Source organism: Pseudomonas sp. NCIMB 10586 (assembly GCF_023127895.1).
GTDB lineage: Bacteria > Pseudomonadota > Gammaproteobacteria > Pseudomonadales > Pseudomonadaceae > Aquipseudomonas > Aquipseudomonas synxantha_A.
Genome location: NZ_SPKQ01000050.1, coordinates 451,034 through 471,106 on the forward strand (window position 1 = coordinate 451,034; position 20,073 = coordinate 471,106).

Genomic DNA, 20,073 nt, shown 5'->3' on the forward strand with positions numbered 1-20,073 from the left:
AGGAGGTCCGCCTTCGAGTGGGTGACGATTTAAGAAAAATCGATTTTACCCTGGGGCTTTGGCGCTTCCCCACCGATCTTGGAGCTTTCACCGGCCATGTCCAGGACTTTGCTTGCCATGTCCAGGACTTTGTTTCCGGCATTCATTGCACCGTTTGCCAGATCCAGCCCTTTATCAACAACACCCGCGACCATTGGGATCGCACCTGCAACCCCTGCTGCCATCGAAATAGGATCCATCGTTATTCTCCACATTTAATTAGAACCAGGAGGTTTATTCCTCCTGGCGTTTGTGTGGTGAATTGTTACTGTTGAGTTCCGCTATTTCTGGGCGGTCTGCCTGGCGAGCACAAAAAAGCCCGGCAATCGCCGGGCTCTTTTTACTGAACGCGCTGCTTAGGCAGTGAAGGTCTTGCCTTCGAACTGCTCAGCCACGAACTTCCAGTTGACCAGGTTCCAGAACGCTTCCACATACTTTGGACGCACGTTGCGGTAGTCGATGTAGTAGGCGTGTTCCCATACGTCGCAGGTCAGCAGCGGGGTGTCGCCGCTGGTCAGCGGGTTGCCGGCGCCGATGGTGCTGGCCAGGGCCAGGGAACCGTCAGCCTTTTTCACCAGCCAGCCCCAACCGGAACCGAAGGTGCCGACGGACGTCTTGGTGAACTCTTCCTTGAACTTGTCGAACGAACCGAACGCCGCATTGATGGCCTCAGCCAGTGCGCCGGTTGGTTGGCCGCCGGCGTTTGGCGCCAGGCAGTTCCAGTAGAAGGTGTGGTTCCAGACCTGAGCGGCGTTGTTGAAGATGCCGCCCGAGGAAGACTTGACGATTTCTTCCAGGGTCTTGCCTTCGAACTCGGTGCCAGGCACCAGGTTGTTCAGGTTCACGACATAGGTGTTGTGGTGCTTGTCGTGGTGGTATTCCAAGGTTTCCTTGGAGATGTGCGGCTGCAGGGCATCGTGTGCGTAGGGCAGCGGCGGCAATTCGAAAGCCATGATGATTCTCCTAATCAGGTCAGTTGCGGTGAGCGCAAGGCCGATCACGGGCGGCCAAACATGCGCCGGGGAGTTTGTACTCTTTGCGGCGCAGGGGGCCGATCATAGCACCGGGGGTGCGGCATAACCACGCAACAACTGTGTGGGATAGAGGTTCCAGCGCGTTTTCAACTATTGGTCAGGCGCTGATCAATTGGTAGGCCACCGAGAACATCATCACCGCCACCAGCAAGTCCAGCAGGCGCCAGGTGGCGGGGCGTGCCAGCCAGGGTGCCAGCCACGCCGCGCCGAGTGCCAGGGTGGTGAACCACAGGAGCGAAGCGCTGGCGGCACCGGCCACGTAAGCCCCCGGCTGCGTTTGTTGCGCGCCCAGGGAACCGATCAGCAGCACGGTGTCCAGGTACACATGGGGATTTAGCAGGGTCACCGCCAGCGCGCTCAACAGGACCGCGCGCAATGAGCGGGTCTTGAGAGTGGCATCCTGATCCAGGCTTTGTTTCGAACAGGCCCGGCGTAGCGCACATGCGCCATACCACAGCAGGAACGCTGCGCCGCCCCAGCGTGCCACCGCAAGCAGTATCGGGCTCTGGGCCAGCACGGTGGCCAGGCCGAACACCCCGGCGGCCACCAGCAGCGCATCGCAGATCACGCACAAGGCCGCGACGGGCAAGTGATGCTCGCGGCGCAGGCTTTGCGCGAGGACGAACGCGTTCTGGGTGCCGATTGCCATGATCAGCCCGAGGGCCACCAGCAAGCCGTTCATATAGCTCTGCCACATACTGAGGAATCCTTGTTGATGCTTAAACGATGCTGGCTATGGTGCGGGTCGGGCCTGTATAAGAAAAACCAATATTGCTGATCGCTCATTAGGAAAACTGATGTTCGACTATAAATTGCTTTCCGCCCTGGCGGCGGTGGTGGAACAAGCCGGCTTCGAGCGCGGTGCCCAGGTGCTGGGGCTGTCGCAGTCGGCGATCTCCCAGCGCATCAAGTTGCTGGAGGCGCGTATCGGGCAGCCGGTGCTGGTACGGGCCTCGCCCCCAACCCCGACCGACATCGGCCGACGCCTGCTCAACCATGTGCAACAGGTGCGTTTGCTGGAGCGTGACCTGCAAAGCCAGGTGCCGGCGCTGGACGAGGAGGGTATGCCCGAGCGCTTGCGCATCGCCCTGAATGCCGACAGCCTGGCCACATGGTGGGCCGAGGCCATCAGCGACTTCTGCGCCGAACAGCACTTGCTGCTGGACCTGGTGGTCGAAGACCAGACCGTGGGCCTCAAGCGTATGCGTGCCGGTGAGGTTGCGGCCTGTATCTGTGCCAGCGAGCGCCCGGTGGCTGGCGCTCGCAGCCTGTTACTGGGCGCCATGCGTTATCGGGCGCTGGCCAGCCCGGCGTTTATTGCCCGGCATTTTCCGGCGGGCGTGCGCGCCGATCAATTGGCGCGCACGCCGGCGCTGGTGTTCGGCCCGGATGATTTCCTGCAACACCGTTACCTGGCTTCCCTCGGGGTGGACGGAGGTTTTGAGCACCATCTATGCCCGTCGTCCGAAGGTTTTATTCGCCTGACGGAAGCCGGTCTTGGGTGGGGCCTGGTGCCCGAGTTACAGGTGCGCGACCAGATTGAAACCGGCGTATTGGTGGAGTTATTGCCAGATAAGCCCATCGATGTGCCGCTGTACTGGCATCATTGGCGCAGTGGCGGGCAACTGTTGGGCTTGTTGACCGACCATCTGGCCCAGGTTTGTGGCCACTGGTTGGTGCCGTTGAAGTGATGGTGGGCGTCAAGGCCACAGCGATGAAAAACGAAAGAACACGGAGTACTACATGAAAATTCTGGTCACCGGCGCAAGCGGCTTCATCGGCGGGCGCTTTGCGCGTTTTGCCCTTGAACAGGGCCTGGATGTGCGGGTCAACGGGCGACGCGCCGAGGGTGTCGAACACCTGGTTCGGCGCGGTGCCGAGTTTATCCAGGGTGACTTGAATGATGCCGACCTGGTGCGTGACCTGTGCCGCGACGTTGAAGCCGTGGTGCATTGCGCCGGCGCCGTTGGGTTGTGGGGCAAGTATCAGGACTTTCACCAAGGCAATGTGCTGGTGACTGAAAATGTGGTTGAAGCCTGCCTCAAGCAGCGCGTGGGGCGCCTGGTGCACCTGTCGTCGCCGTCGATCTACTTCGACGGCCGCGACCATTCAGGCATCACCGAAGAGCAGGTGCCCAAACGTTTCAAGCATCCTTATGCCGCCACCAAATACCTGGCCGAGCAGAAGGTCTTCGGTGCCCAGGAGTTCGGTCTTGAGGTGTTGGCGTTGCGCCCGCGTTTTGTCACCGGTGCCGGCGACATGAGCATCTTCCCGCGGCTGTTGAAGATGCAGCGCAAGAACCGCCTGGCCATTGTCGGCGACGGCCTGAACAAGGTCGACTTCACCAGCGTGCACAACCTCAATGAAGCGCTGCTCAGCAGCCTGCTCGCACCCGGCTCGGCGCTGGGCAAGGCGTACAACATCAGCAACGGCGCACCGGTGCCTATATGGGATGTGGTCAATTATGTGATGCGGCAAATGGAGCTGCCCCAAGTGACCCGTTATCGGTCTTACGGTTTGTCCTACAGCGTGGCGGCCTTGAATGAGGCGTTCTGTGCGATGTGGCCGGGGCGGCCGGAGCCTTCGTTATCGCGTTTGGGCATGCAGGTGATGAACAAAGATTTCACCCTCGACATCAGCCGTGCCAGGCATTATCTGGACTACGACCCCAAGGTCACCCTGTGGGCCGCGCTCGATGAGTTCTGCAGTTGGTGGAAAGCCCAGGATCCGGGCCTCAAGTAAGTTCATAACCAGCAACACATCGGGAACCGAATTCGCCGGACCGTGTCGACCTATGCGTCTGGGGCACGGTTTATACTTGCGCCGCTCGGCCTCTGAGCAGCCACCTCATTGATTCAAGGTAGATTCATGCGTAACGATGCAAAAGACGACTTCGACAACGTGCCCAGCCTGCGGGCAGACCTCGGGGACGACGATGATTTCGTGCCGACTGCCGCCACTTCGGTGCGCTCGCGAACCACACCAGTGGTCAAAGTTAAAAGTGCCAGCACCGGCCCGTTGTGGGCGTTGGTAGGCGCATTGCTGATTGCTTTCGCCGGCCTGGCCTGGTGGAGCTTCCAGCAGATTTCCCTGATGGGCCAGCAACTGGTCGCCACCCAGGAAAGCTTCGCCCGCATCAGCGAGGAAGCGGCGGGGCGCCTGCAGGATATTTCCGGCAAGGTCGTGGCCAGCGAAGCCAGCGTGAACAACGGCAGCGAGGCGCTGAAATTGCAGATCAAGCAGTTGCAAGCCCAGTTGCAGGAGCAGGGCAAGCAACAGTTGGGCGTCGCCGGCCAAGCCACCGAGCTGGATAGTCGCCTGGCCCAGATGAGCGCCAGTACCACCGAACTGACGGCTGCCAATGCCAAGCTGCAAGGCCAGGTGCAGGCCCTGACCGACGCTGTCGCCAGCCTCAAGGCGGCCCAAGGTGAGATCAAGGACTTGTCCACTGATGTGGCAGCCTTGAAGAAGCAGGGCAATCCAGGCGCCGCCATCGCCCGTCTTGAGCAGGATTTGCTGGTACTCAAGAGTGCCCAGGAAAACCAGCCTGCCAACGTCGATGCGCCGACCAACAAGGAGTTTGATGTGTTCCGCATCCAGACCACGCGCAATATCACCACCTTGCAGAGCCAGGTGCAGAATCTGAACCAGCGCCTCAATGCGCCTGCTGCGGCCACACCGCTGGGTCAATGAACGAAGTTATGGCCTTTGAATGAGATATAAATGTAGGAGGGAGCAAGCCCCCTCCCACATTTTGGATTTTCACTTGGAGATTGATTGTCACCAGATAGTGACATTTCTTCTCCCCTTCGTTACTTGCCCCTACCGCGCCCTTGTTTAGACTCCGGTCATCCCACAAAAAACAATAAGGGCCACCCATGACCACCCATCCACTGCCTGCCAGCAGTTGGCTGAACGCACCTGCCCACCACGCCTGGCTCGCCGCTGAAGGCCAGCGCCTGTTGGCGTTCGCCAAGGCATCGCGCCTGCCGGACGGGTTCGGCAACCTCGACGATAAAGGCCAGTTGCCCGCCGATGCCCGCGCCGAAACCATGAACACCGCCCGTATGACCCACAGCTTCGCCATGGCCCATGCGATGGGGCTGCCCGGTTATGCCGAGCTGGTGGCGCATGGCGTGACGGCTCTCAGCGGCCCGCTGCGCGACAGTGAGCACGGTGGCTGGTTCGCCGCGCCCCAAGCCATGGATGGCAACACCGGCAAAGCAGCGTACCTGCATGCATTCGTGGCCCTGGCCGCCAGCTCTGCGGTGGTGGCTGGCGCGCCGGGTGCGCAAACCTTGTTGAACGACGCCATCCATATCATCGACCAGTTCTTCTGGAGCGAGGAGGAGGGCGTCATGCTTGAATCTTTCGCCCGGGACTGGAGTGGTGTCGAAGGCTATCGCGGCGCCAACAGCAACATGCACGCCACCGAAGCCTTCCTGGCCCTGGCCGATGTCACTGCTGACAGCCGTTGGCTGGACCGTGCGCTGCGCATCGTCGAGCGGGTGATCCACACCCACGCCGCCAGCAACCAGTTCATGGTGATCGAGCACTTTGACGCGCAGTGGAAACCTCTACTGGGCTACAACGAAGATAACCCCGCTGATGGGTTTCGCCCCTACGGCATAACCCCCGGCCACGGTTTCGAATGGGCGCGGCTGCTACTGCACCTGGAAGCTGCGCGCCTGCAGGCCGGGCTGGATACGCCGGCTTGGTTGGTTGACGACGCCAAAGGGCTGTTTGCCAGCGCCTGTGAATATGCCTGGGCCGTGGATGGTGCACCGGGCATTGTCTACACTTTGGATTGGAGTCGGCGCCCGGTTGTACGCGAGCGCTTGCACTGGACCCACGCAGAAGCCAGCGCCGCTGCTCAGGCACTGCTCAAACGTACGGGTGAACTGCATTACGAGATCTGGTATCGACGCATCTGGGAGTTTTGTGAAACCCACTTCATCGATCGGCTCCATGGCAGTTGGCACCACGAACTCAGCCCGCACAACCAACCCAGCAGCAACATCTGGGGCGGCAAACCTGATCTGTACCATGCCTGGCAAGCGGTCGTGCTGCCGGCGTTACCCTTGGCACCCAGCCTGGCCAGTGCATTGGGCAACGGGCGTTATGTCACCAAGTGGTGACATTTGTGCGTCCCTTTGTTACCTGCGCCTGGAAAATCCCTGTTTAAACTCCGTGCAGCGCAAGCTCTAGACTTGCATGCATAACAACAAGAAAAGGTACTCAGATGAACGCGATTAATCGCCTCGCCGTTGCTATTTCCATTGCCTCGTTGTTTCCCCTCAGTGCATTTGCCGCCGACTCCAAAGGTACGGTGGAAGTGGTGCATTGGTGGACTTCCGGTGGTGAAAAAGCGGCTGTGGATGTCCTGAAGGCCCAAGTTGAGAAAGACGGCTTCACCTGGAAAGACGGTGCCGTTGCAGGTGGCGGTGGCGCCACGGCCATGACCGTGCTGAAAAGCCGTGCGGTTGCCGGCAACCCACCGGGTGTAGCCCAGATCAAAGGCCCCGACATCCAGGAATGGGCGTCCACTGGCCTGCTCGACACCGACGTGCTCAAAGACGTCGCCAAAGAAGAAAAGTGGGATTCCCTGCTCGACAAGAAAGTCTCCGACACCGTGAAGTACGACGGTGACTACGTGGCCGTACCGGTGAATATCCACCGTGTGAACTGGCTGTGGATCAACCCGGAAGTCTTCAAGAAAGCCGGTATCACCAAGAACCCAACCACCCTCGAAGAATTCTACGCAGCCGGCGACAAGCTCAAAGCTGCAGGCTTCATTGCGCTTGCCCACGGCGGCCAGCCTTGGCAGGACAGCACCGTTTTCGAAGCGGTAGTGCTCTCGGTCATGGGGGCTGATGGCTACAAGAAAGCCCTGGTCGACCTGGATAACGACGCCCTGACCGGTCCGCAAATGGTCAAGTCCCTCACTGAGCTGAAGAAAGTCGCGACCTACATGGACGTGGACGGCAAAGGCCAGGACTGGAACCTCGAAGCCGGCAAGGTCATCAACGGCAAGGCCGGTATGCAGATCATGGGTGACTGGGCCAAGTCCGAGTGGACTGCCGCCAAGAAAGTCGCTGGCAAGGACTACGAGTGCGTAGCGTTCCCTGGCACCGACAAAGCCTTCACCTACAACATCGACTCCCTGGCGGTGTTCAAGCAGAAAGACAAAGGCACTGCCGCAGGTCAGCAGGACATCGCCAAAGTCGTGCTGGGTGAAAACTTCCAGAAAGTGTTCAGCATCAACAAGGGCTCGATCCCTGTGCGTAACGACATGCTGACCAAGATGGATTCCTACGGCTTCGACTCCTGCGCCCAGACCGCCGCCAAGGACTTCCTGACCGATGCCAAGACCGGCGGCTTGCAGCCAAGCATGGCGCACAACATGGCCACTACCCTGGCGGTGCAAGGTGCGTTCTTTGACGTAGTGACCAACTACATCAACGACCCGAAAGCCGACCCGGCCGACACCGCCAAGAAGCTGGGTGCTGCGATCAAGTCGGCCAAGTAATACTTGGTAGCGGATTTTTGTGGGAGCCGGGCTTGCCCGCGATGCAGGCAACTCGGTGTACCGGTTACACCGAGCTGATGCCGTCGCAGCGGTGCGACGATTCGACAAGCCAGCTCCCACACAAACCGCGTTCGACAAGAGACTCACCTTGTAGTCCTTTTTCCCTGTAGTGGATTTTCCCATGAGTTCTGTTGCTGTGTTCAGCAAGGCCTCGCCGTTCGATGTGCTGCAACGCTGGCTACCCAAACTGGTGCTGGCGCCGAGCATGTTCATCGTGCTGGTAGGCTTTTACGGCTACATCCTGTGGACGTTCGTGCTGTCGTTCACCACTTCCACGTTCCTGCCCAGCTACAAGTGGGCGGGCCTGGCTCAGTATGAGCGTTTGTTCGACAACGACCGTTGGTGGGTGGCGAGCAAAAACCTGGCGCTGTTCGGCGGCATGTTCATCGGCATCACCCTGGTGATCGGCGTGACGCTGGCGATTTTCCTCGACCAGAAAATCCGCCGCGAAGGCTTTATCCGCACCATTTACCTGTACCCGATGGCGCTCTCGATGATCGTCACCGGTACCGCCTGGAAATGGCTGCTCAACCCGGGCATGGGCCTGGACAAACTTCTGCGGGATTGGGGCTGGGAAGGCTTCCGTCTCGACTGGCTGATCGACCCCGACCGCGTGGTCTACTGCCTGGTGATCGCCGCTGTGTGGCAAGCCTCGGGCTTTATCATGGCGATGTTCCTGGCTGGCCTGCGTGGGGTTGATCAATCGATCATCCGCGCCGCCCAGATCGACGGTGCCAGCCTGCCGCGCATCTATTGGAGCGTGGTGCTGCCAAGCCTGCGTCCGGTGTTCTTCAGTGCAGTGATGATCCTGGCGCACATTGCGATCAAGAGCTTCGACCTGGTGGCGGCGATGACCGCGGGTGGCCCGGGCTATTCGTCCGATCTGCCGGCGATGTTCATGTACTCGTTCACCTTCAGCCGTGGCCAGATGGGCATGGGCTCGGCCAGTGCAATCCTGATGCTCGGTGCGATCCTCGCGATCATCGTGCCGTACCTCTACTCCGAGCTGAGGACCAAACGTAATGACTAGTCTCGCCTCCAAACCTGCCATCAGCCTGAGTCGTATCGCGATCTATGCGGTGCTGATCCTCGCCGTGCTGCTGTACCTGGTGCCGCTGGTGGTGATGCTGCTCACCAGCTTCAAGACTCCCGAAGACATCAGCAGCGGCAACCTGCTGAGCTGGCCGACCGTGGTCAGTGGCATCGGCTGGGTCAAGGCCTGGGCCACTGTGGATGGCTACTTCTGGAACTCGATCAAGATCACCGTTCCAGCCGTGCTGATTTCCACCGCCATCGGGGCCTTGAATGGCTATGTGTTGTCGTTCTGGCGCTTCCGAGGTTCGCAACTGTTCTTTGGATTGTTGCTGTTCGGCTGCTTCCTGCCGTTCCAGACCGTGCTGCTGCCCGCGTCGTTCACCCTCGGCAAGATGGGCCTGGCGAGCACCACCACCGGCCTGGTGTTTATCCACGTGGTCTACGGCCTGGCGTTCACCACACTGTTCTTCCGTAACTACTACGTAAGCATCCCGGATGCGCTGATCAAGGCGGCACGCCTGGACGGTGCGGGTTTCTTCACCATCTTCCGGCAGATCATTCTGCCGATGTCGACGCCGATCATCATGGTCTGCCTGATCTGGCAGTTCACGCAGATCTGGAACGACTTCCTGTTCGGCGTGGTGTTCTCCAGTGGCGACTCGCAGCCCATCACGGTGGCGCTGAACAACCTGGTCAACACCAGCACCGGGGCCAAGGAATATAACGTGGATATGGCGGCGGCGATGATCGCCGGGCTGCCGACCCTGCTGGTCTATGTGATCGCAGGCAAGTATTTCGTGCGCGGCCTCACGGCCGGCGCGGTCAAGGGGTAATCATGGCTACGCTTGAACTTCGCAATGTAAACAAAACCTACGGCGCCGGCCTGCCCGACACCTTGAAGAACATCGAACTGTCGATCAAGGAAGGCGAATTCCTGATCCTGGTCGGCCCTTCGGGGTGCGGCAAGTCCACGCTGATGAACTGCATCGCCGGCCTTGAGACCATCACCGGCGGCGCGATCATGATCGGCGACCAGGATGTCAGCGGCATGAGCCCCAAGGACCGCGACATCGCCATGGTGTTCCAGTCCTATGCGCTGTACCCGACCATGAGCGTGCGCGAGAACATCGAATTCGGCCTGAAGATTCGCAAGATGCCGCAAGCCGACATCGACGCCGAAGTCGCACGCGTGGCCAAGCTGCTGCAGATCGAACACCTGCTCAACCGCAAGCCGGGCCAACTGTCCGGTGGCCAGCAGCAGCGTGTGGCCATGGGCCGAGCGCTGGCGCGCCGGCCGAAGATCTACCTGTTCGACGAACCGCTGTCCAACCTCGACGCAAAATTGCGCGTCGAGATGCGCACCGAAATGAAGCTGATGCACCAGCGTCTGAAAACCACCACCGTCTACGTCACCCACGACCAGATCGAAGCAATGACCCTGGGCGACAAAGTGGCGGTGATGAAGGACGGCATCATCCAACAATTCGGCACGCCGAAAGAAATCTATAACGACCCGGCCAACCTGTTTGTGGCAAGCTTTATCGGTTCACCACCGATGAACTTCGTGCCTTTGCGCCTGCAACGCAAGGACGGTCGCCTGGTCGCGCTGCTGGACAGCGGCCAGGCCCGTTGCGAGTTGCCGCTGAGCATGAATGACGCCGGGCTTGAAGACCGCGATGTGATCCTTGGCCTGCGCCCGGAGCAGATCGTGCTGGCGGCGGGCGAGGGCAATGGCTCGTCGAGTATTCGTGCCGAAGTGCAGGTGACCGAGCCGACCGGCCCGGACACGCTGGTGTTCGTGCAGCTCAACGACACCAAGGTCTGCTGCCGTTTGGCGCCGGACGTCGCGCCGCAGGTGGGTGAGACGCTGACGCTGCAATTCGACCCGGCCAAGGTGTTGCTGTTTGACGCCAAGACCGGTGAGCGATTGGGGACTGCTGGCTCACGGGGGGCATCTGTGGGAGCCGGGCTTGCCCGCGATGGCGTCACCGCGTTGTAACTGCAGGACCGAAGCGCCTGCATCGCGGGCAAGCCCGGCTCCCACAGGAAAAAGAAGATAACCAGTTGTTTTAGTTAAAAAATGTAACCCGCGTTAGATAAAAACAGTTTAATAACAATAAAGACGAGGATGTAGGGATGAAAAAGCAACACAACAACACCCGGCTGATCTGCCAGCTGTCAGCGGTAGCAGCCCTGGTTTTGTCCGCCAATGCGATGGCGGATGAAGCCTTCAGTGCCGATTCCAAGTGGATGACCGGCGATTGGGGCGGCGAGCGTACCAAGCTGATCGAGCAAGGTATCGACATCAAGGCCGACTACGTTGGGGAGATGGGCTACAACGCCCACGGCGGTTATAACGACGACAAGACCGGTCGCTACTCTGACCAGTTTGGTCTTGGCGTGGCACTGGACCTGCAAAAACTGTGGGGCTGGGATAACACCCAGGCCAAGATCCAGTTGACCAATCGTAATGGCGAGAACATCTCCAACGACCGTGTTGGTGACCCGCGTGCTGGCACCTTGAGTTCATCGCAGGAAGTGTATGGCCGTGGCCACATGGTGCGTCTGACCCAACTGTGGATCCAGCATCAGTTCCTCGACGGCAAGCTGGACGTCAAAGCCGGTTACTTCGGTGAAGGCGAAGACTTCAACACCTTCCCCTGCGAGTTCCAGAACCTGGCGTTCTGCGGTTCCCAAGTGGGTAACTGGGCCACCAACATCTGGTACAACTGGCCCGTCAGCCAGGCCGCTCTGCGTGTGAAATACCACATCACGCCTGAACTGTATGCGCAAATTGGCGCGTACAACCAGAACCCATCGCAAACCGAAATGGGCAACGGCTTCAAGCTCAGCGGCAGCGGTACCAAGGGCACCGTGTTGCCAGTTGAATTGGTGTGGTCGCCGAAGGTCAATGGCCTGCCGGGCGAGTACCGCGTGGGTTACTACAAGAGCACGGCTGACGCTGATGATGTGCGCGAAGACGTCAATGGCGGCGACGCTGGCGCCACTGGCGATGCCCTGCGCGTTCGCAACAGCAAAAGCGGCTACTGGGGCGTGGTGCAACAGCAACTCACCACTCACAATGGTGATGCCTCCCGTGGTCTGAACGTTGCGGCTAACGTCACCTTCCACGACAAGGACACCAACTTCATCGACAACTATCAGTCGCTGATGTTTGTGTACAAGGGCCCGTTCGATGCGCGTCCAAAGGATGACATCGGCATCGGTTTTGCCCGTATCCATGTCAACGATGACGTGAAGAAAACCGCAGAGCTGCGTAACGCGGCAGGTGGTTTTACTGACTACAGCCAGGCCGGTTACATGCCGCTGCAAGGTACCGAATACAACTACGAAATCAACTACGGCTTCCATGTCACCAATTGGCTGACCGTACGCCCTAACCTGCAATACATCACCCACCCAGGTGGTGTGGATCAAGTCGACAACGCCTTGGTCGCCGGCCTGAAAATTCAGTCTACCTTCTAACGCTGTTGCGATAAGCTCCTCTCTCTGTGCGCATTTGCGGGTAGCCATGGCTATCCGCTTTTTTTTGGCTTGCACTGTGATATTCGGAACCTGTGCACATGCATGAGCAACCGCTGCAACGCTTTTTCAAATCCCTGCGCGAGCGACCGGTGTTCGCCTGGGAGCGCTTTCAGATGCGCGATGTGTTGGTGATCGACCACCCCCTGTGCCAGGCGGTGTTCAGTCGCCAGGGTGCGCAATTGCTGCACTTTCAACCGACGGGCCAGAAGCCGTGGCTGTGGTGTGCCGCCAAATGGCCGCAAGTCGGGGCTATCCGTGGTGGCGTACCGGTGTGCTGGCCGTGGTATGGCCGTCACCCCAGCGAAAACGCGTGGCCGTCCCATGGCTGGGCGCGCCTGATTGACTGGAAGCTGCTCGACAGCAGCACCGATGACGATGGCGTGCGCCTGCACTGGCAATTGCAATTGTGCGACTGGCAGGTGGACTTGCACGCGCACTTGGGCGAAACCCTGGAACTGCGCCTGAGCACCGAGCACCAGGACGAGTTGCCGTGCCAGTTGAGCCATGCTTTGCACGCTTACTGGCGTATTGGTCACGTTGACGAGGTAGCGCTGTCTGGGCTCGACGGCGCGCAAGGTTATGATCAGCTCAACCGTCAGGTCTGCCAGCAGGAAGGTGAACTGCGGGTCGATGGCGGTTGCCAGCGGGTGTTCCAGCATGAGGGCGAACTACAGCTCAAGGACCACGCCTGGCAGCGTGAACTGTGCATCGACACCGGCGACAGCGCCGACACGGTGGTGTGGCATCCAGGTAGCCGACCGCTGTTGGGCGTGAGCTTTAACGAGGCGTCGGGGTTTGTGTGCGTGGAGTCGGCGATGGCCGGTGCGAGCCTGGCGCCGGGGGAGAGGGCGCATTTGAGTCTGCAGGCTCGGGCTGGAGCTTAGCGGTGTGGCTGATGGCGCTATCGCAGGCAAGCCAGCTCCCACATTTGAAGGTATTCACACATCAAACTGTGGGAGGGGGCTTGCTCCCGATGAGGCCAGTGCAGCCAACACAGGTCCAGGCTTAGTTGAACTCATCCCCCACCGGATACCGGCTGTCATTCAAACTCTCTTTGATCTTGCGCAAATGCGGCTGGAAATCCACCCCGCGACGCAGGGTCATGCCGGTCGCCAGCACATCCAGCACGGTCAATTGGATGATCCGAGAAGTCATCGGCATGTAGATATCGGTGTCTTCCGGCAACGGGATGTTCAGGCTTACTGTACTGGCCTTGGCAAGCGGCGAGTTTTCGGCGGTCACGCCCAACACTGACGCACCGTTTTCCCTGGCGATACGCGCCACTTCCACCAGTTCGCGTGTGCGTCCGGTGTAGGAAATGATCACGAACAGCTCGCCGGTATGCGCTACCGAAGCGATCATGCGCTGCATCAGCACGTCCGCATGAGCGGTCACCGCCAGGTTGAAGCGGAAAAACTTGTGCAGCGCATCCATGGCCACCGGCGCTGAGGCGCCCAGGCCGAAGAAGTGGATCTGGCGCGCCTGGATCAACAAGTCCACCGCCTTGCTGATCAGCGCCGGGTCCAGGGCCTGGCAAGCGCTGTCCAGGGACGCAATGGCGCTGCCAAAGATCTTCTGGGTGTAGGCCTCGGGGTTATCATCGGCCTCCACGGCACGGCTGACATACGCGGCGCCGCTGGCCAGGCTTTGCGCCAACTGCAATTTAAGTTCAGGGTAACCGCTGACGCCGAACGAACGGCAGAAGCGGTTGACCGTCGGTTCGCTGACCGAGGCGGCCTGGGCGAGGGCGGCGATCGAGAAGCGTGTAGCCTGCTGCGGGTTGAGCAGGATGACTTCAGCGACTTTGCGCTCGGCCTTGTTTAATTCTTCGAGGCGGTTCCGGATCTGTTCCAGAAGATTTCGCACGCGGTCCATTCAGTCTTTCCTTCGGGCGACGATGCAAATAAAGGGCGGCAACCAATCGACGACTGGCTTTTCGCGGTGGCCTATCCTACTGAGGGTAGCTGAACACCACCACTCGCAATGCGTATTTCCGGAAAATGTTGTGGTTATTACTACATTTTTCCTTGAGTGATGCCTTGAAAAAAGGTATTTGTAGCTTAACTTGATAAAAGAACAAACATCATGCCTTCGATAACCGTAGAACCCTGCACCTTTGCCCTGTTTGGCGCCTTGGGTGATCTGGCGCTGCGCAAGTTATTTCCTGCCCTCTATCAACTCGATGGCGCCGGGCTGCTGCACGACGATACACGCATCCTGGCCCTGGCCCGTGAAGCCGGCAGCGAGCAGCAACACCTGGCCCATATCGAAAAAGAATTGCGTAAATACGTCGGCAAGGAACTCGACGAGGCCGTGGCCGCGCGCTTCCTTGCGCGCCTGGCCTACGTGCATGTCGACTTCATGAAGGCTGACGACTACGTCGCCCTTGCCGAGAAGGTCGGCGGCGAGCAACGCCTGATCGCCTACTTCGCTACCCCCGCGGCGGTGTACGGGGCTATCTGCGAGAACCTGTCCAAGGTGGGCCTGGCGGAAAACACCCGCGTGGTCCTGGAAAAGCCCATCGGTTCTGACCTGGAATCCTCGCGCAAGGTCAACGATGCGGTGGCGCAGTTTTTCCCGGAAAACCGCACCTACCGTATCGACCACTATCTGGGCAAAGAAACCGTCCAGAACCTGATCGCCCTGCGTTTCGCCAACAGTTTGTTCGAAACCCAGTGGAACCAGAACTACATTTCCCACGTGGAAATCACCGTGGCCGAGCAGGTCGGCATCGAAGGCCGTTGGGGTTACTTCGACAAGGCCGGCCAGCTGCGCGACATGATCCAGAACCACCTGCTGCAGTTGCTTTGCCTGATTGCCATGGACCCGCCGGCCGACCTGTCCGCCGACAGCATCCGCGACGAGAAGGTCAAGGTGCTCAAGGCCCTGGCGCCGATCAGCCCCGAGGGCCTGACCACCCAGGTGGTACGCGGCCAATACATTGCCGGCTACAGTGCGGGCAAAGCCGTGCCGGGTTATCTGGAAGAAGACAATTCCAACACCCAGAGCGACACCGAAACCTTCGTCGCCCTGCGTGCCGATATTCGCAACTGGCGTTGGGCCGGGGTGCCGTTCTACCTGCGTACTGGCAAACGTATGCCGCAAAAGCTGTCGCAGATTGTCATCCATTTCAAGGAACCGTCCCACTACATCTTCGCCCCCGAGCAGCGCCTGCAGATCAGCAACAAGCTGATCATTCGCCTGCAACCGGACGAAGGTATTTCCTTGCGCGTGATGACCAAAGAGCAGGGCCTGGACAAGGGCATGCAACTGCGCAGCGGGCCACTGCAACTGAATTTTTCCGACACCTATCGCAGCGCACGCATCCCGGATGCCTACGAGCGGTTGTTGCTGGAAGTGATGCGCGGCAATCAGAACCTGTTTGTTCGCAAAGATGAAATCGAAGCTGCGTGGAAGTGGTGTGACCAGTTGATCGCCGGCTGGAAAAAGTCCGGTGATGCACCCAAGCCGTATGCGGCGGGGTCCTGGGGGCCGATGAGCTCGATTGCACTGATTACGCGGGATGGGAGGTCGTGGTATGGCGATATCTGAATTGAAACTGCCTCAGGGCGTTACTGCCCATGAGTACCGTACGCCCACGCTGCTGGCCGATGGCCTGGCCCATGACGTGGCCGAACAACTGCGCGCTGCCATCAGCGCCCGTGGCGAGGCGACGCTGGTGGTGTCCGGTGGACGCAGCCCTGTGGCGTTTTTCCAGAACCTGGCCAAGCAGGGGCTGGACTGGTCCAGGGTCACTGTCACCCTGGCCGATGAACGCTGGGTACCGGTCGAACACGCCGACAGCAATGCCGGCTTGTTGAAGCAGCACTTGCTGCAAGGCCCGGCAGCCGCGGCCAGGTTCCTCAGCCTGTACAGTGCCGCCGCCAACCTTGAAGACGCTGCCGAGCAGGCCGATCGCCTGCTGGCCGAACTGCCCGGCATTGATGTGCTGGTGCTGGGCATGGGCGATGACGGCCACACCGCCTCGCTGTTCCCCAACAGCCCCAACCTGTCTGACGCACTGAAGGCCGACGGTACTCGCCGTTGCTGGCCGATGCTGGCGCCAACCGTGCCGCACCAGCGCCTGACCATGAGTCGTGCGCTGCTGGCGACGGCCAACTACACCGTGCTGTCGATTTCCGGCAGTTCGAAATTGACCACCTTGAGCGCCGCGCTGGCCAGCGACGATGTTGCTGCCATGCCGATTCGCGCGTTTTTGCAACCTACTCTCGAGATTTACTGGTGCCCATGAGCCAAGGATCAGCCGCTATGAAAAGCCCTCAACCGACCGTGTCCATGGCGGATAAAGTTGCCTTGATCGACAGTCTCTGCGCCAAGGCGCGGATCCTGCCGGTGATTACCATCGCCCGCGAGCAGGACATCCTGCCGCTGGCCGATGCCCTGGCAGCTGGCGGTTTGACCGCGTTGGAAGTGACCCTGCGTTCCGAGTTCGGCCTCAAGGCCATTCAGGTCTTGCGTGAGCAACGTCCTGAGCTGTGCACCGGTGCCGGTACCGTGCTTGATCGTCACATGCTCGAAGCGGCCGAAGTGGCGGGCTCGCAATTTATCGTTACCCCTGGCATTACCCGCGACCTGCTGGAAGCCTCGGTACACAGCCCGATCCCGCTGCTGCCGGGCATCAGCAATGCCTCCGGTATTATGGAAGGCTACGGCCTGGGTTACCGCCGCTTCAAGTTGTTCCCGGCCGAAGTCAGCGGCGGCGTCGCGGCCATCAAGGCGCTGGGCGGCCCGTTTGGCGAAGTGAAATTCTGCCCGACCGGCGGCGTCGGTCCGGCCAATATCAAAAGCTACATGGCGTTGAAAAACGTGATGTGCGTGGGCGGTAGCTGGATGCTTGATCCTGAGTGGGTCAGGAACGGCGACTGGGCACGCATCCAGGAAGTTACCGCACAGGCGCTGGCGCTGCTGGACTGAGCGGATTTACAGAATCGTTGTTGCTGTGCTTAACGGCATTTTTGCGGTGCGCTTGGTCGGTGTGCCGCTTTTTTTTGCCTGCAGAAACCTCAAGAACACCGATGTTCAACTGTGGGAGCTGGCTTGCCTGCGATAGCGGTGGGTCAGCTGACATCTCTTGCGCTGATACACCGCCATCGCAGGCAAGCCAGCTCCCACATGTTTAATCTGTGCTCAACTGGTTAATGGCGTTGACTAGCACGTCGATGTCCGCTGCCGATGTCACCAACCCTGGTGTCACCCGAATACAGGTGCCAAACGACGCACCCACACGCGTGGTGGTAAACAAGTCGTAGTCCCTGAGCATACGATCCACCATCACCTGCTGATCCCGCCCGAGGAACTTGAACGCGGTGATCCCGCAATACAGCCGCGGATCATCCGAGGTCAGCACTTCAATACCCGGCAAGGGGCGCATCTGGTTTACCCACAGATCCCGCAGGTAATTGACCCGCGCACCCTTGGCCGCGGCGCCACCCAATTGCCGATGTTCTTCAAACACCAACGGCAAGGTCATCAGCGCGGGAAAGTTCGGTGTACTGTAGGACGTACGAGCGCGCACATCCGTGGCCGGGTAGTGAAACTCGCCCATGTCCGGGTCGATATCGGCCAGGCGCTCGGGGGCGATATATAAAAAGCCCAGGGTCAGCGGTGCACCCATCCATTTGTGCAGGTTGAACCCCGCGAATTGGATGCCCAGTTCAGCCAGGTTGAACTCGAACTGGCCCAGGGCGTGGGCGCCGTCGAGGATCACGTCGATATGCTGTTCGCGTGCGGCCTTGGCAATAGCCGCAACGGGCATCACCAGGCCGGTGCGATGAGTGACATGAGTCAGGGCCATCAGTTTAAGACGCGGATACTGCGCGAACGCCTTGTTATACGTCTGCACCAGGCTGTCGAAACTGGCCGGGTGGGTGTGTGACACCTCGATCACCTCCACGCCGCGAACATCGGCAAGCCAGCGCATGGCGCCCTTGACCGTGTCGTACTCCAAATCGCTGATCAGCACCTGGTCGCCGGGTTGCAGGCGGTTGTAGTTGCGGATCAGCGACTGTAAGGCTTCGGTAGCGTTGCGCGTGAAGGCGATCGACTCGGGGTCGACGTCAATCAATGCCGCCAGCGTGCGGCGAATCTCGACGTTTTCACCTTGCTCGAAACGTTGGCGCACATGCACCGAGTTGCTGCGGTTGATAAAGCTGATGTGCTCAAGGTATTGCGCCTGCACTGCACGGCTCATACGCCCGAAGTAGCCGTTTTCCAGGTTGATCGGCCCGGGTTGCAGGTCATAGCACTGGGCGATGGTGTGCCAGTGGCGTTCGTTGTCGGCATTCCTTGGCATGGCGAGTCTCTTAATGGCGGGGGGCGGGTTTGCCGTGTTTGGCCCGCAGTGGTTCGAGCAGTTCGGCCAGGCCGTTGTGGTCGATTTCCTGCATCAAGGCCAGCAGACCGCCCAATTCGCCGTGGGGGAAACCTTCACGGGCAAACCAGTTCAGGTAGGGGCCAGGCAGGTCGGCGATGATCCGGCCCTTGTATTTGCCGAAGGGCATTTCGCGGGTGATCAGCAGTTCGAGTTTTTCAGGATTCATGAGCTTCGCGGGATTGAGGCGAGGTCTTCGAAAATACAGGCATTCTGCATGAAGGCCAAATGACAGATCATGCAAATAACGCACATACAGATGGTTCAATATTTCATAAGTTATTGAAATTAAAGGATAAGTTAATTCTTAAAAACCTGGCACGGGCGCTGCAATAACCAAGACACCCTTCTAACCCGTACAAGGAATTGAAAAATGACTGACATCAATAAAGAATCGATCTCCGTACTGAACGACCTGATCGAAACCAGCATCGACGGCCAAAAGGGTTTCAAGGAATGCGCTGAAGATATCAAGCATCCGGAACTCAAGGCTCTGTTTGCCAAGCGCTCTGCTGATTGCGCCACTGCCGCCGCTGAATTGAAAACCGCCGTGCGTGCCCTGGGTGGCGATCCGGAAGATTCCGGCAGCGTAGCGGGTGCTCTGCACCGTGGCTGGGTCGACGTGAAGTCGATGGTCACTGGCAAGGATGAAGAAGCGGTATTGAACGAAGCCGAGCGCGGTGAAGACCACGCACTGAAGGCTTACCGTGAAGCGATCGAGAAGATCAACAAGCACAACCTGCTGGGCATTCGTGACCTGGTGGAGCGTCAGTACCACGGCGTACAGCGCAACCACGACCAGGTAAAAGCCCTGCGTAACCAGGCTCGTGCTCAGTCGTAAGACCTGCACTGTAGCAACTGTGGGAGGGGGCAAGCCCCCTCCCACATTTGTATTGTGTAAATGCTGAGATTGCAGTCAGCCTCAGCCAATACTGATCGGCGGCAACTCGGTCAACGTCACCACCTGCTGCTTGCGCGGCGCCAGAATCTCTGCCTCGCCATCTACCACCAACTCATCACGCTGGTTGAATACGCGTGTAGCGATGCGTACGCGAAACTTCGGCAGTTTTTCAAGGATTTCCAAACGCACGGTGAGGGTATCGCCAATCTTGACCGGCTTCTGGAAGGTCATTTGCTGGCCGATATAAATCGTACCCGGCCCAGGCAGCTCGCAGGCTACGGCCGCACTGATCAGCGCACCGCTGAACATGCCGTGGGCAATGCGCTCCTTGAACATGGTTGCCTTGGCGTATTCGGCATCCAGGTGCACCGGGTTGTGGTCGCCGGACATGGCGGCAAACAACTGGATATCACGCTCTTCGACGGTCTTGCTGAAGCTGGCGGTCTGGCCCACTTCGAGCGCCTCGTACGGGGTGTTGGTTACCTGGGTCATCTAAAGGTGCATCCTGTGGCTTATCGGTAATTAATCGGCTGATTTT

The 20,073-nt window shown here is 59.5% G+C and carries 21 protein-coding genes; 14 read left to right on the forward strand and 7 right to left on the reverse strand.

Translation table 11 applies throughout. From position 1 onward, the window contains the following. Window positions 1–29: 29 nt before the first annotated feature. The 3 genes from E4P01_RS25595 to E4P01_RS25605 form a co-directional block, all read right to left on the reverse strand. On the reverse strand, window positions 30–239 hold the full coding sequence (locus tag E4P01_RS25595) for a hypothetical protein (RefSeq protein ID WP_143508477.1): 210 nt from the start codon (window positions 237–239) through the stop codon (window positions 30–32). A gap of 156 nt (window positions 240–395) precedes the next feature. After that, window positions 396–992: a Fe-Mn family superoxide dismutase gene (locus tag E4P01_RS25600; protein WP_003212997.1), complete on the reverse strand. Its 597-nt coding sequence runs from the start codon at window positions 990–992 to the stop codon at window positions 396–398. Window positions 993–1,170: 178 nt separating this feature from the next. Then, window positions 1,171–1,770: a LysE/ArgO family amino acid transporter gene (locus E4P01_RS25605; RefSeq protein WP_216092015.1), complete on the reverse strand. Its 600-nt coding sequence runs from the start codon at window positions 1,768–1,770 to the stop codon at window positions 1,171–1,173. A 100-nt stretch (window positions 1,771–1,870) separates the two neighbouring features. Here E4P01_RS25605 and E4P01_RS25610 point away from each other — a divergent pair, with 100 nt between their 5' ends. The 10 genes from E4P01_RS25610 (at window position 1,871) to E4P01_RS25655 (ending at window position 13,127) form a co-directional block, all read left to right on the forward strand. After that, window positions 1,871–2,764 carry a LysR family transcriptional regulator ArgP gene (locus E4P01_RS25610; protein WP_078822162.1) on the forward strand — a complete coding sequence of 298 codons (894 nt, stop codon included), beginning with the start codon at window positions 1,871–1,873 and terminating at the stop codon, window positions 2,762–2,764. A 52-nt stretch (window positions 2,765–2,816) separates the two neighbouring features. Next, a complete protein-coding gene (locus E4P01_RS25615) occupies window positions 2,817–3,815 on the forward strand; it encodes an NAD-dependent epimerase/dehydratase family protein (protein WP_032879753.1) in 999 nt (332 codons plus the stop codon). Window positions 3,816–3,941: 126 nt separating this feature from the next. Then, the gene (locus E4P01_RS25620; protein WP_032879754.1) at window positions 3,942–4,766 is read left to right on the forward strand and encodes an ATPase; all 825 of its coding nucleotides are present in this window, start codon (window positions 3,942–3,944) and stop codon (window positions 4,764–4,766) included. A gap of 185 nt (window positions 4,767–4,951) precedes the next feature. After that, the gene (locus tag E4P01_RS25625) at window positions 4,952–6,211 is read left to right on the forward strand and encodes an AGE family epimerase/isomerase (RefSeq protein WP_216092014.1); all 1,260 of its coding nucleotides are present in this window, start codon (window positions 4,952–4,954) and stop codon (window positions 6,209–6,211) included. A 104-nt stretch (window positions 6,212–6,315) separates the two neighbouring features. Next, window positions 6,316–7,602, forward strand: coding sequence for an ABC transporter substrate-binding protein (locus E4P01_RS25630; RefSeq protein WP_078822160.1), 1,287 nt, complete (start codon window positions 6,316–6,318; stop codon window positions 7,600–7,602). A gap of 181 nt (window positions 7,603–7,783) precedes the next feature. Further along, window positions 7,784–8,692 (forward strand): sugar ABC transporter permease, encoded by a 909-nt coding sequence (locus tag E4P01_RS25635; RefSeq protein ID WP_005790780.1) that lies wholly within the window; start codon window positions 7,784–7,786, stop codon window positions 8,690–8,692. Then, window positions 8,685–9,530 (forward strand): carbohydrate ABC transporter permease, encoded by an 846-nt coding sequence (locus E4P01_RS25640; RefSeq protein WP_005790778.1) that lies wholly within the window; start codon window positions 8,685–8,687, stop codon window positions 9,528–9,530. The genes E4P01_RS25635 and E4P01_RS25640 overlap by 8 nt, the downstream gene beginning before the upstream one ends. 2 nt (window positions 9,531–9,532) lie before the next feature. Then, on the forward strand, window positions 9,533–10,696 hold the full coding sequence (ugpC, locus tag E4P01_RS25645) for a sn-glycerol-3-phosphate ABC transporter ATP-binding protein UgpC (RefSeq protein ID WP_078822159.1): 1,164 nt from the start codon (window positions 9,533–9,535) through the stop codon (window positions 10,694–10,696). 137 nt (window positions 10,697–10,833) lie between these two features. Continuing rightward, window positions 10,834–12,183, forward strand: a complete 1,350-nt coding sequence (locus E4P01_RS25650) for a carbohydrate porin (protein ID WP_078822158.1) — start codon at window positions 10,834–10,836, stop codon at window positions 12,181–12,183. Between the two features lie 98 nt (window positions 12,184–12,281). Then, a complete protein-coding gene (locus E4P01_RS25655) occupies window positions 12,282–13,127 on the forward strand; it encodes a D-hexose-6-phosphate mutarotase (protein WP_005790774.1) in 846 nt (281 codons plus the stop codon). Between the two features lie 121 nt (window positions 13,128–13,248). On the opposite strand, the gene E4P01_RS25660 is transcribed toward E4P01_RS25655, so the two are convergent. Continuing rightward, on the reverse strand, window positions 13,249–14,109 hold the full coding sequence (locus tag E4P01_RS25660; protein WP_169856377.1) for a MurR/RpiR family transcriptional regulator: 861 nt from the start codon (window positions 14,107–14,109) through the stop codon (window positions 13,249–13,251). Between the two features lie 219 nt (window positions 14,110–14,328). On the opposite strand from E4P01_RS25660, the gene zwf reads away from it, so the two are divergent. The 3 genes from zwf to E4P01_RS25675 are packed head-to-tail and all read left to right on the forward strand — an operon-like array spanning window position 14,329 to window position 17,178. After that, complete coding sequence (zwf, locus tag E4P01_RS25665) at window positions 14,329–15,795, forward strand: glucose-6-phosphate dehydrogenase (protein ID WP_032879759.1); 1,467 nt, start codon at window positions 14,329–14,331, stop codon at window positions 15,793–15,795. Next, the gene (gene pgl / locus E4P01_RS25670; RefSeq protein WP_216092013.1) at window positions 15,782–16,495 is read left to right on the forward strand and encodes a 6-phosphogluconolactonase; all 714 of its coding nucleotides are present in this window, start codon (window positions 15,782–15,784) and stop codon (window positions 16,493–16,495) included. Before zwf ends, pgl begins: the two co-directional genes overlap by 14 nt. 17 nt (window positions 16,496–16,512) lie before the next feature. Beyond that, the gene (locus E4P01_RS25675; RefSeq protein WP_032803689.1) at window positions 16,513–17,178 is read left to right on the forward strand and encodes a bifunctional 4-hydroxy-2-oxoglutarate aldolase/2-dehydro-3-deoxy-phosphogluconate aldolase; all 666 of its coding nucleotides are present in this window, start codon (window positions 16,513–16,515) and stop codon (window positions 17,176–17,178) included. Between the two features lie 202 nt (window positions 17,179–17,380). Here E4P01_RS25675 and E4P01_RS25680 read toward each other — a convergent pair whose 3' ends face one another. After that, on the reverse strand, window positions 17,381–18,556 hold the full coding sequence (locus E4P01_RS25680; protein ID WP_216092012.1) for an aminotransferase class V-fold PLP-dependent enzyme: 1,176 nt from the start codon (window positions 18,554–18,556) through the stop codon (window positions 17,381–17,383). 10 nt (window positions 18,557–18,566) lie between these two features. Further along, on the reverse strand, window positions 18,567–18,803 hold the full coding sequence (locus tag E4P01_RS25685; RefSeq protein ID WP_005790761.1) for a DUF3820 family protein: 237 nt from the start codon (window positions 18,801–18,803) through the stop codon (window positions 18,567–18,569). 204 nt (window positions 18,804–19,007) lie between these two features. Between E4P01_RS25685 and E4P01_RS25690 the strand changes: the two genes are divergently transcribed. After that, window positions 19,008–19,475 (forward strand): PA2169 family four-helix-bundle protein, encoded by a 468-nt coding sequence (locus E4P01_RS25690; RefSeq protein WP_003175720.1) that lies wholly within the window; start codon window positions 19,008–19,010, stop codon window positions 19,473–19,475. Between the two features lie 81 nt (window positions 19,476–19,556). Here the strand turns inward: E4P01_RS25690 and E4P01_RS25695 are convergent, their stop codons facing one another. Continuing rightward, on the reverse strand, window positions 19,557–20,027 hold the full coding sequence (locus E4P01_RS25695) for a MaoC family dehydratase (protein WP_003193747.1): 471 nt from the start codon (window positions 20,025–20,027) through the stop codon (window positions 19,557–19,559). Window positions 20,028–20,073: the final 46 nt, after the last annotated feature.

Excerpts from the sequence above, each read along its gene's own strand:
- E4P01_RS25650 (WP_078822158.1), top strand. The coding sequence starts at position 10,834 with ATGAAAAAGCAACACAACAACACCCGGCTGATCTGCCAGCTGTCAGCG.
- E4P01_RS25675 (WP_032803689.1), top strand. The coding sequence starts at position 16,513 with ATGAAAAGCCCTCAACCGACCGTGTCCATGGCGGATAAAGTTGCCTTG.
- E4P01_RS25680 (WP_216092012.1), bottom strand. The coding sequence starts at position 18,556 with ATGCCAAGGAATGCCGACAACGAACGCCACTGGCACACCATCGCCCAG.
- E4P01_RS25610 (WP_078822162.1), top strand. The coding sequence starts at position 1,871 with ATGTTCGACTATAAATTGCTTTCCGCCCTGGCGGCGGTGGTGGAACAA.
- E4P01_RS25695 (WP_003193747.1), bottom strand. The coding sequence starts at position 20,027 with ATGACCCAGGTAACCAACACCCCGTACGAGGCGCTCGAAGTGGGCCAG.
- E4P01_RS25600 (WP_003212997.1), bottom strand. The coding sequence starts at position 992 with ATGGCTTTCGAATTGCCGCCGCTGCCCTACGCACACGATGCCCTGCAG.
- E4P01_RS25625 (WP_216092014.1), top strand. The coding sequence starts at position 4,952 with ATGACCACCCATCCACTGCCTGCCAGCAGTTGGCTGAACGCACCTGCC.
- ugpC (WP_078822159.1), top strand. The coding sequence starts at position 9,533 with ATGGCTACGCTTGAACTTCGCAATGTAAACAAAACCTACGGCGCCGGC.
- E4P01_RS25630 (WP_078822160.1), top strand. The coding sequence starts at position 6,316 with ATGAACGCGATTAATCGCCTCGCCGTTGCTATTTCCATTGCCTCGTTG.
- zwf (WP_032879759.1), top strand. The coding sequence starts at position 14,329 with ATGCCTTCGATAACCGTAGAACCCTGCACCTTTGCCCTGTTTGGCGCC.
- E4P01_RS25655 (WP_005790774.1), top strand. The coding sequence starts at position 12,282 with ATGCATGAGCAACCGCTGCAACGCTTTTTCAAATCCCTGCGCGAGCGA.
- pgl (WP_216092013.1), top strand. The coding sequence starts at position 15,782 with ATGGCGATATCTGAATTGAAACTGCCTCAGGGCGTTACTGCCCATGAG.
- E4P01_RS25685 (WP_005790761.1), bottom strand. The coding sequence starts at position 18,803 with ATGAATCCTGAAAAACTCGAACTGCTGATCACCCGCGAAATGCCCTTC.
- E4P01_RS25615 (WP_032879753.1), top strand. The coding sequence starts at position 2,817 with ATGAAAATTCTGGTCACCGGCGCAAGCGGCTTCATCGGCGGGCGCTTT.
- E4P01_RS25640 (WP_005790778.1), top strand. The coding sequence starts at position 8,685 with ATGACTAGTCTCGCCTCCAAACCTGCCATCAGCCTGAGTCGTATCGCG.
- E4P01_RS25620 (WP_032879754.1), top strand. The coding sequence starts at position 3,942 with ATGCGTAACGATGCAAAAGACGACTTCGACAACGTGCCCAGCCTGCGG.
- E4P01_RS25595 (WP_143508477.1), bottom strand. The coding sequence starts at position 239 with ATGGATCCTATTTCGATGGCAGCAGGGGTTGCAGGTGCGATCCCAATG.
- E4P01_RS25635 (WP_005790780.1), top strand. The coding sequence starts at position 7,784 with ATGAGTTCTGTTGCTGTGTTCAGCAAGGCCTCGCCGTTCGATGTGCTG.
- E4P01_RS25690 (WP_003175720.1), top strand. The coding sequence starts at position 19,008 with ATGACTGACATCAATAAAGAATCGATCTCCGTACTGAACGACCTGATC.
- E4P01_RS25605 (WP_216092015.1), bottom strand. The coding sequence starts at position 1,770 with ATGTGGCAGAGCTATATGAACGGCTTGCTGGTGGCCCTCGGGCTGATC.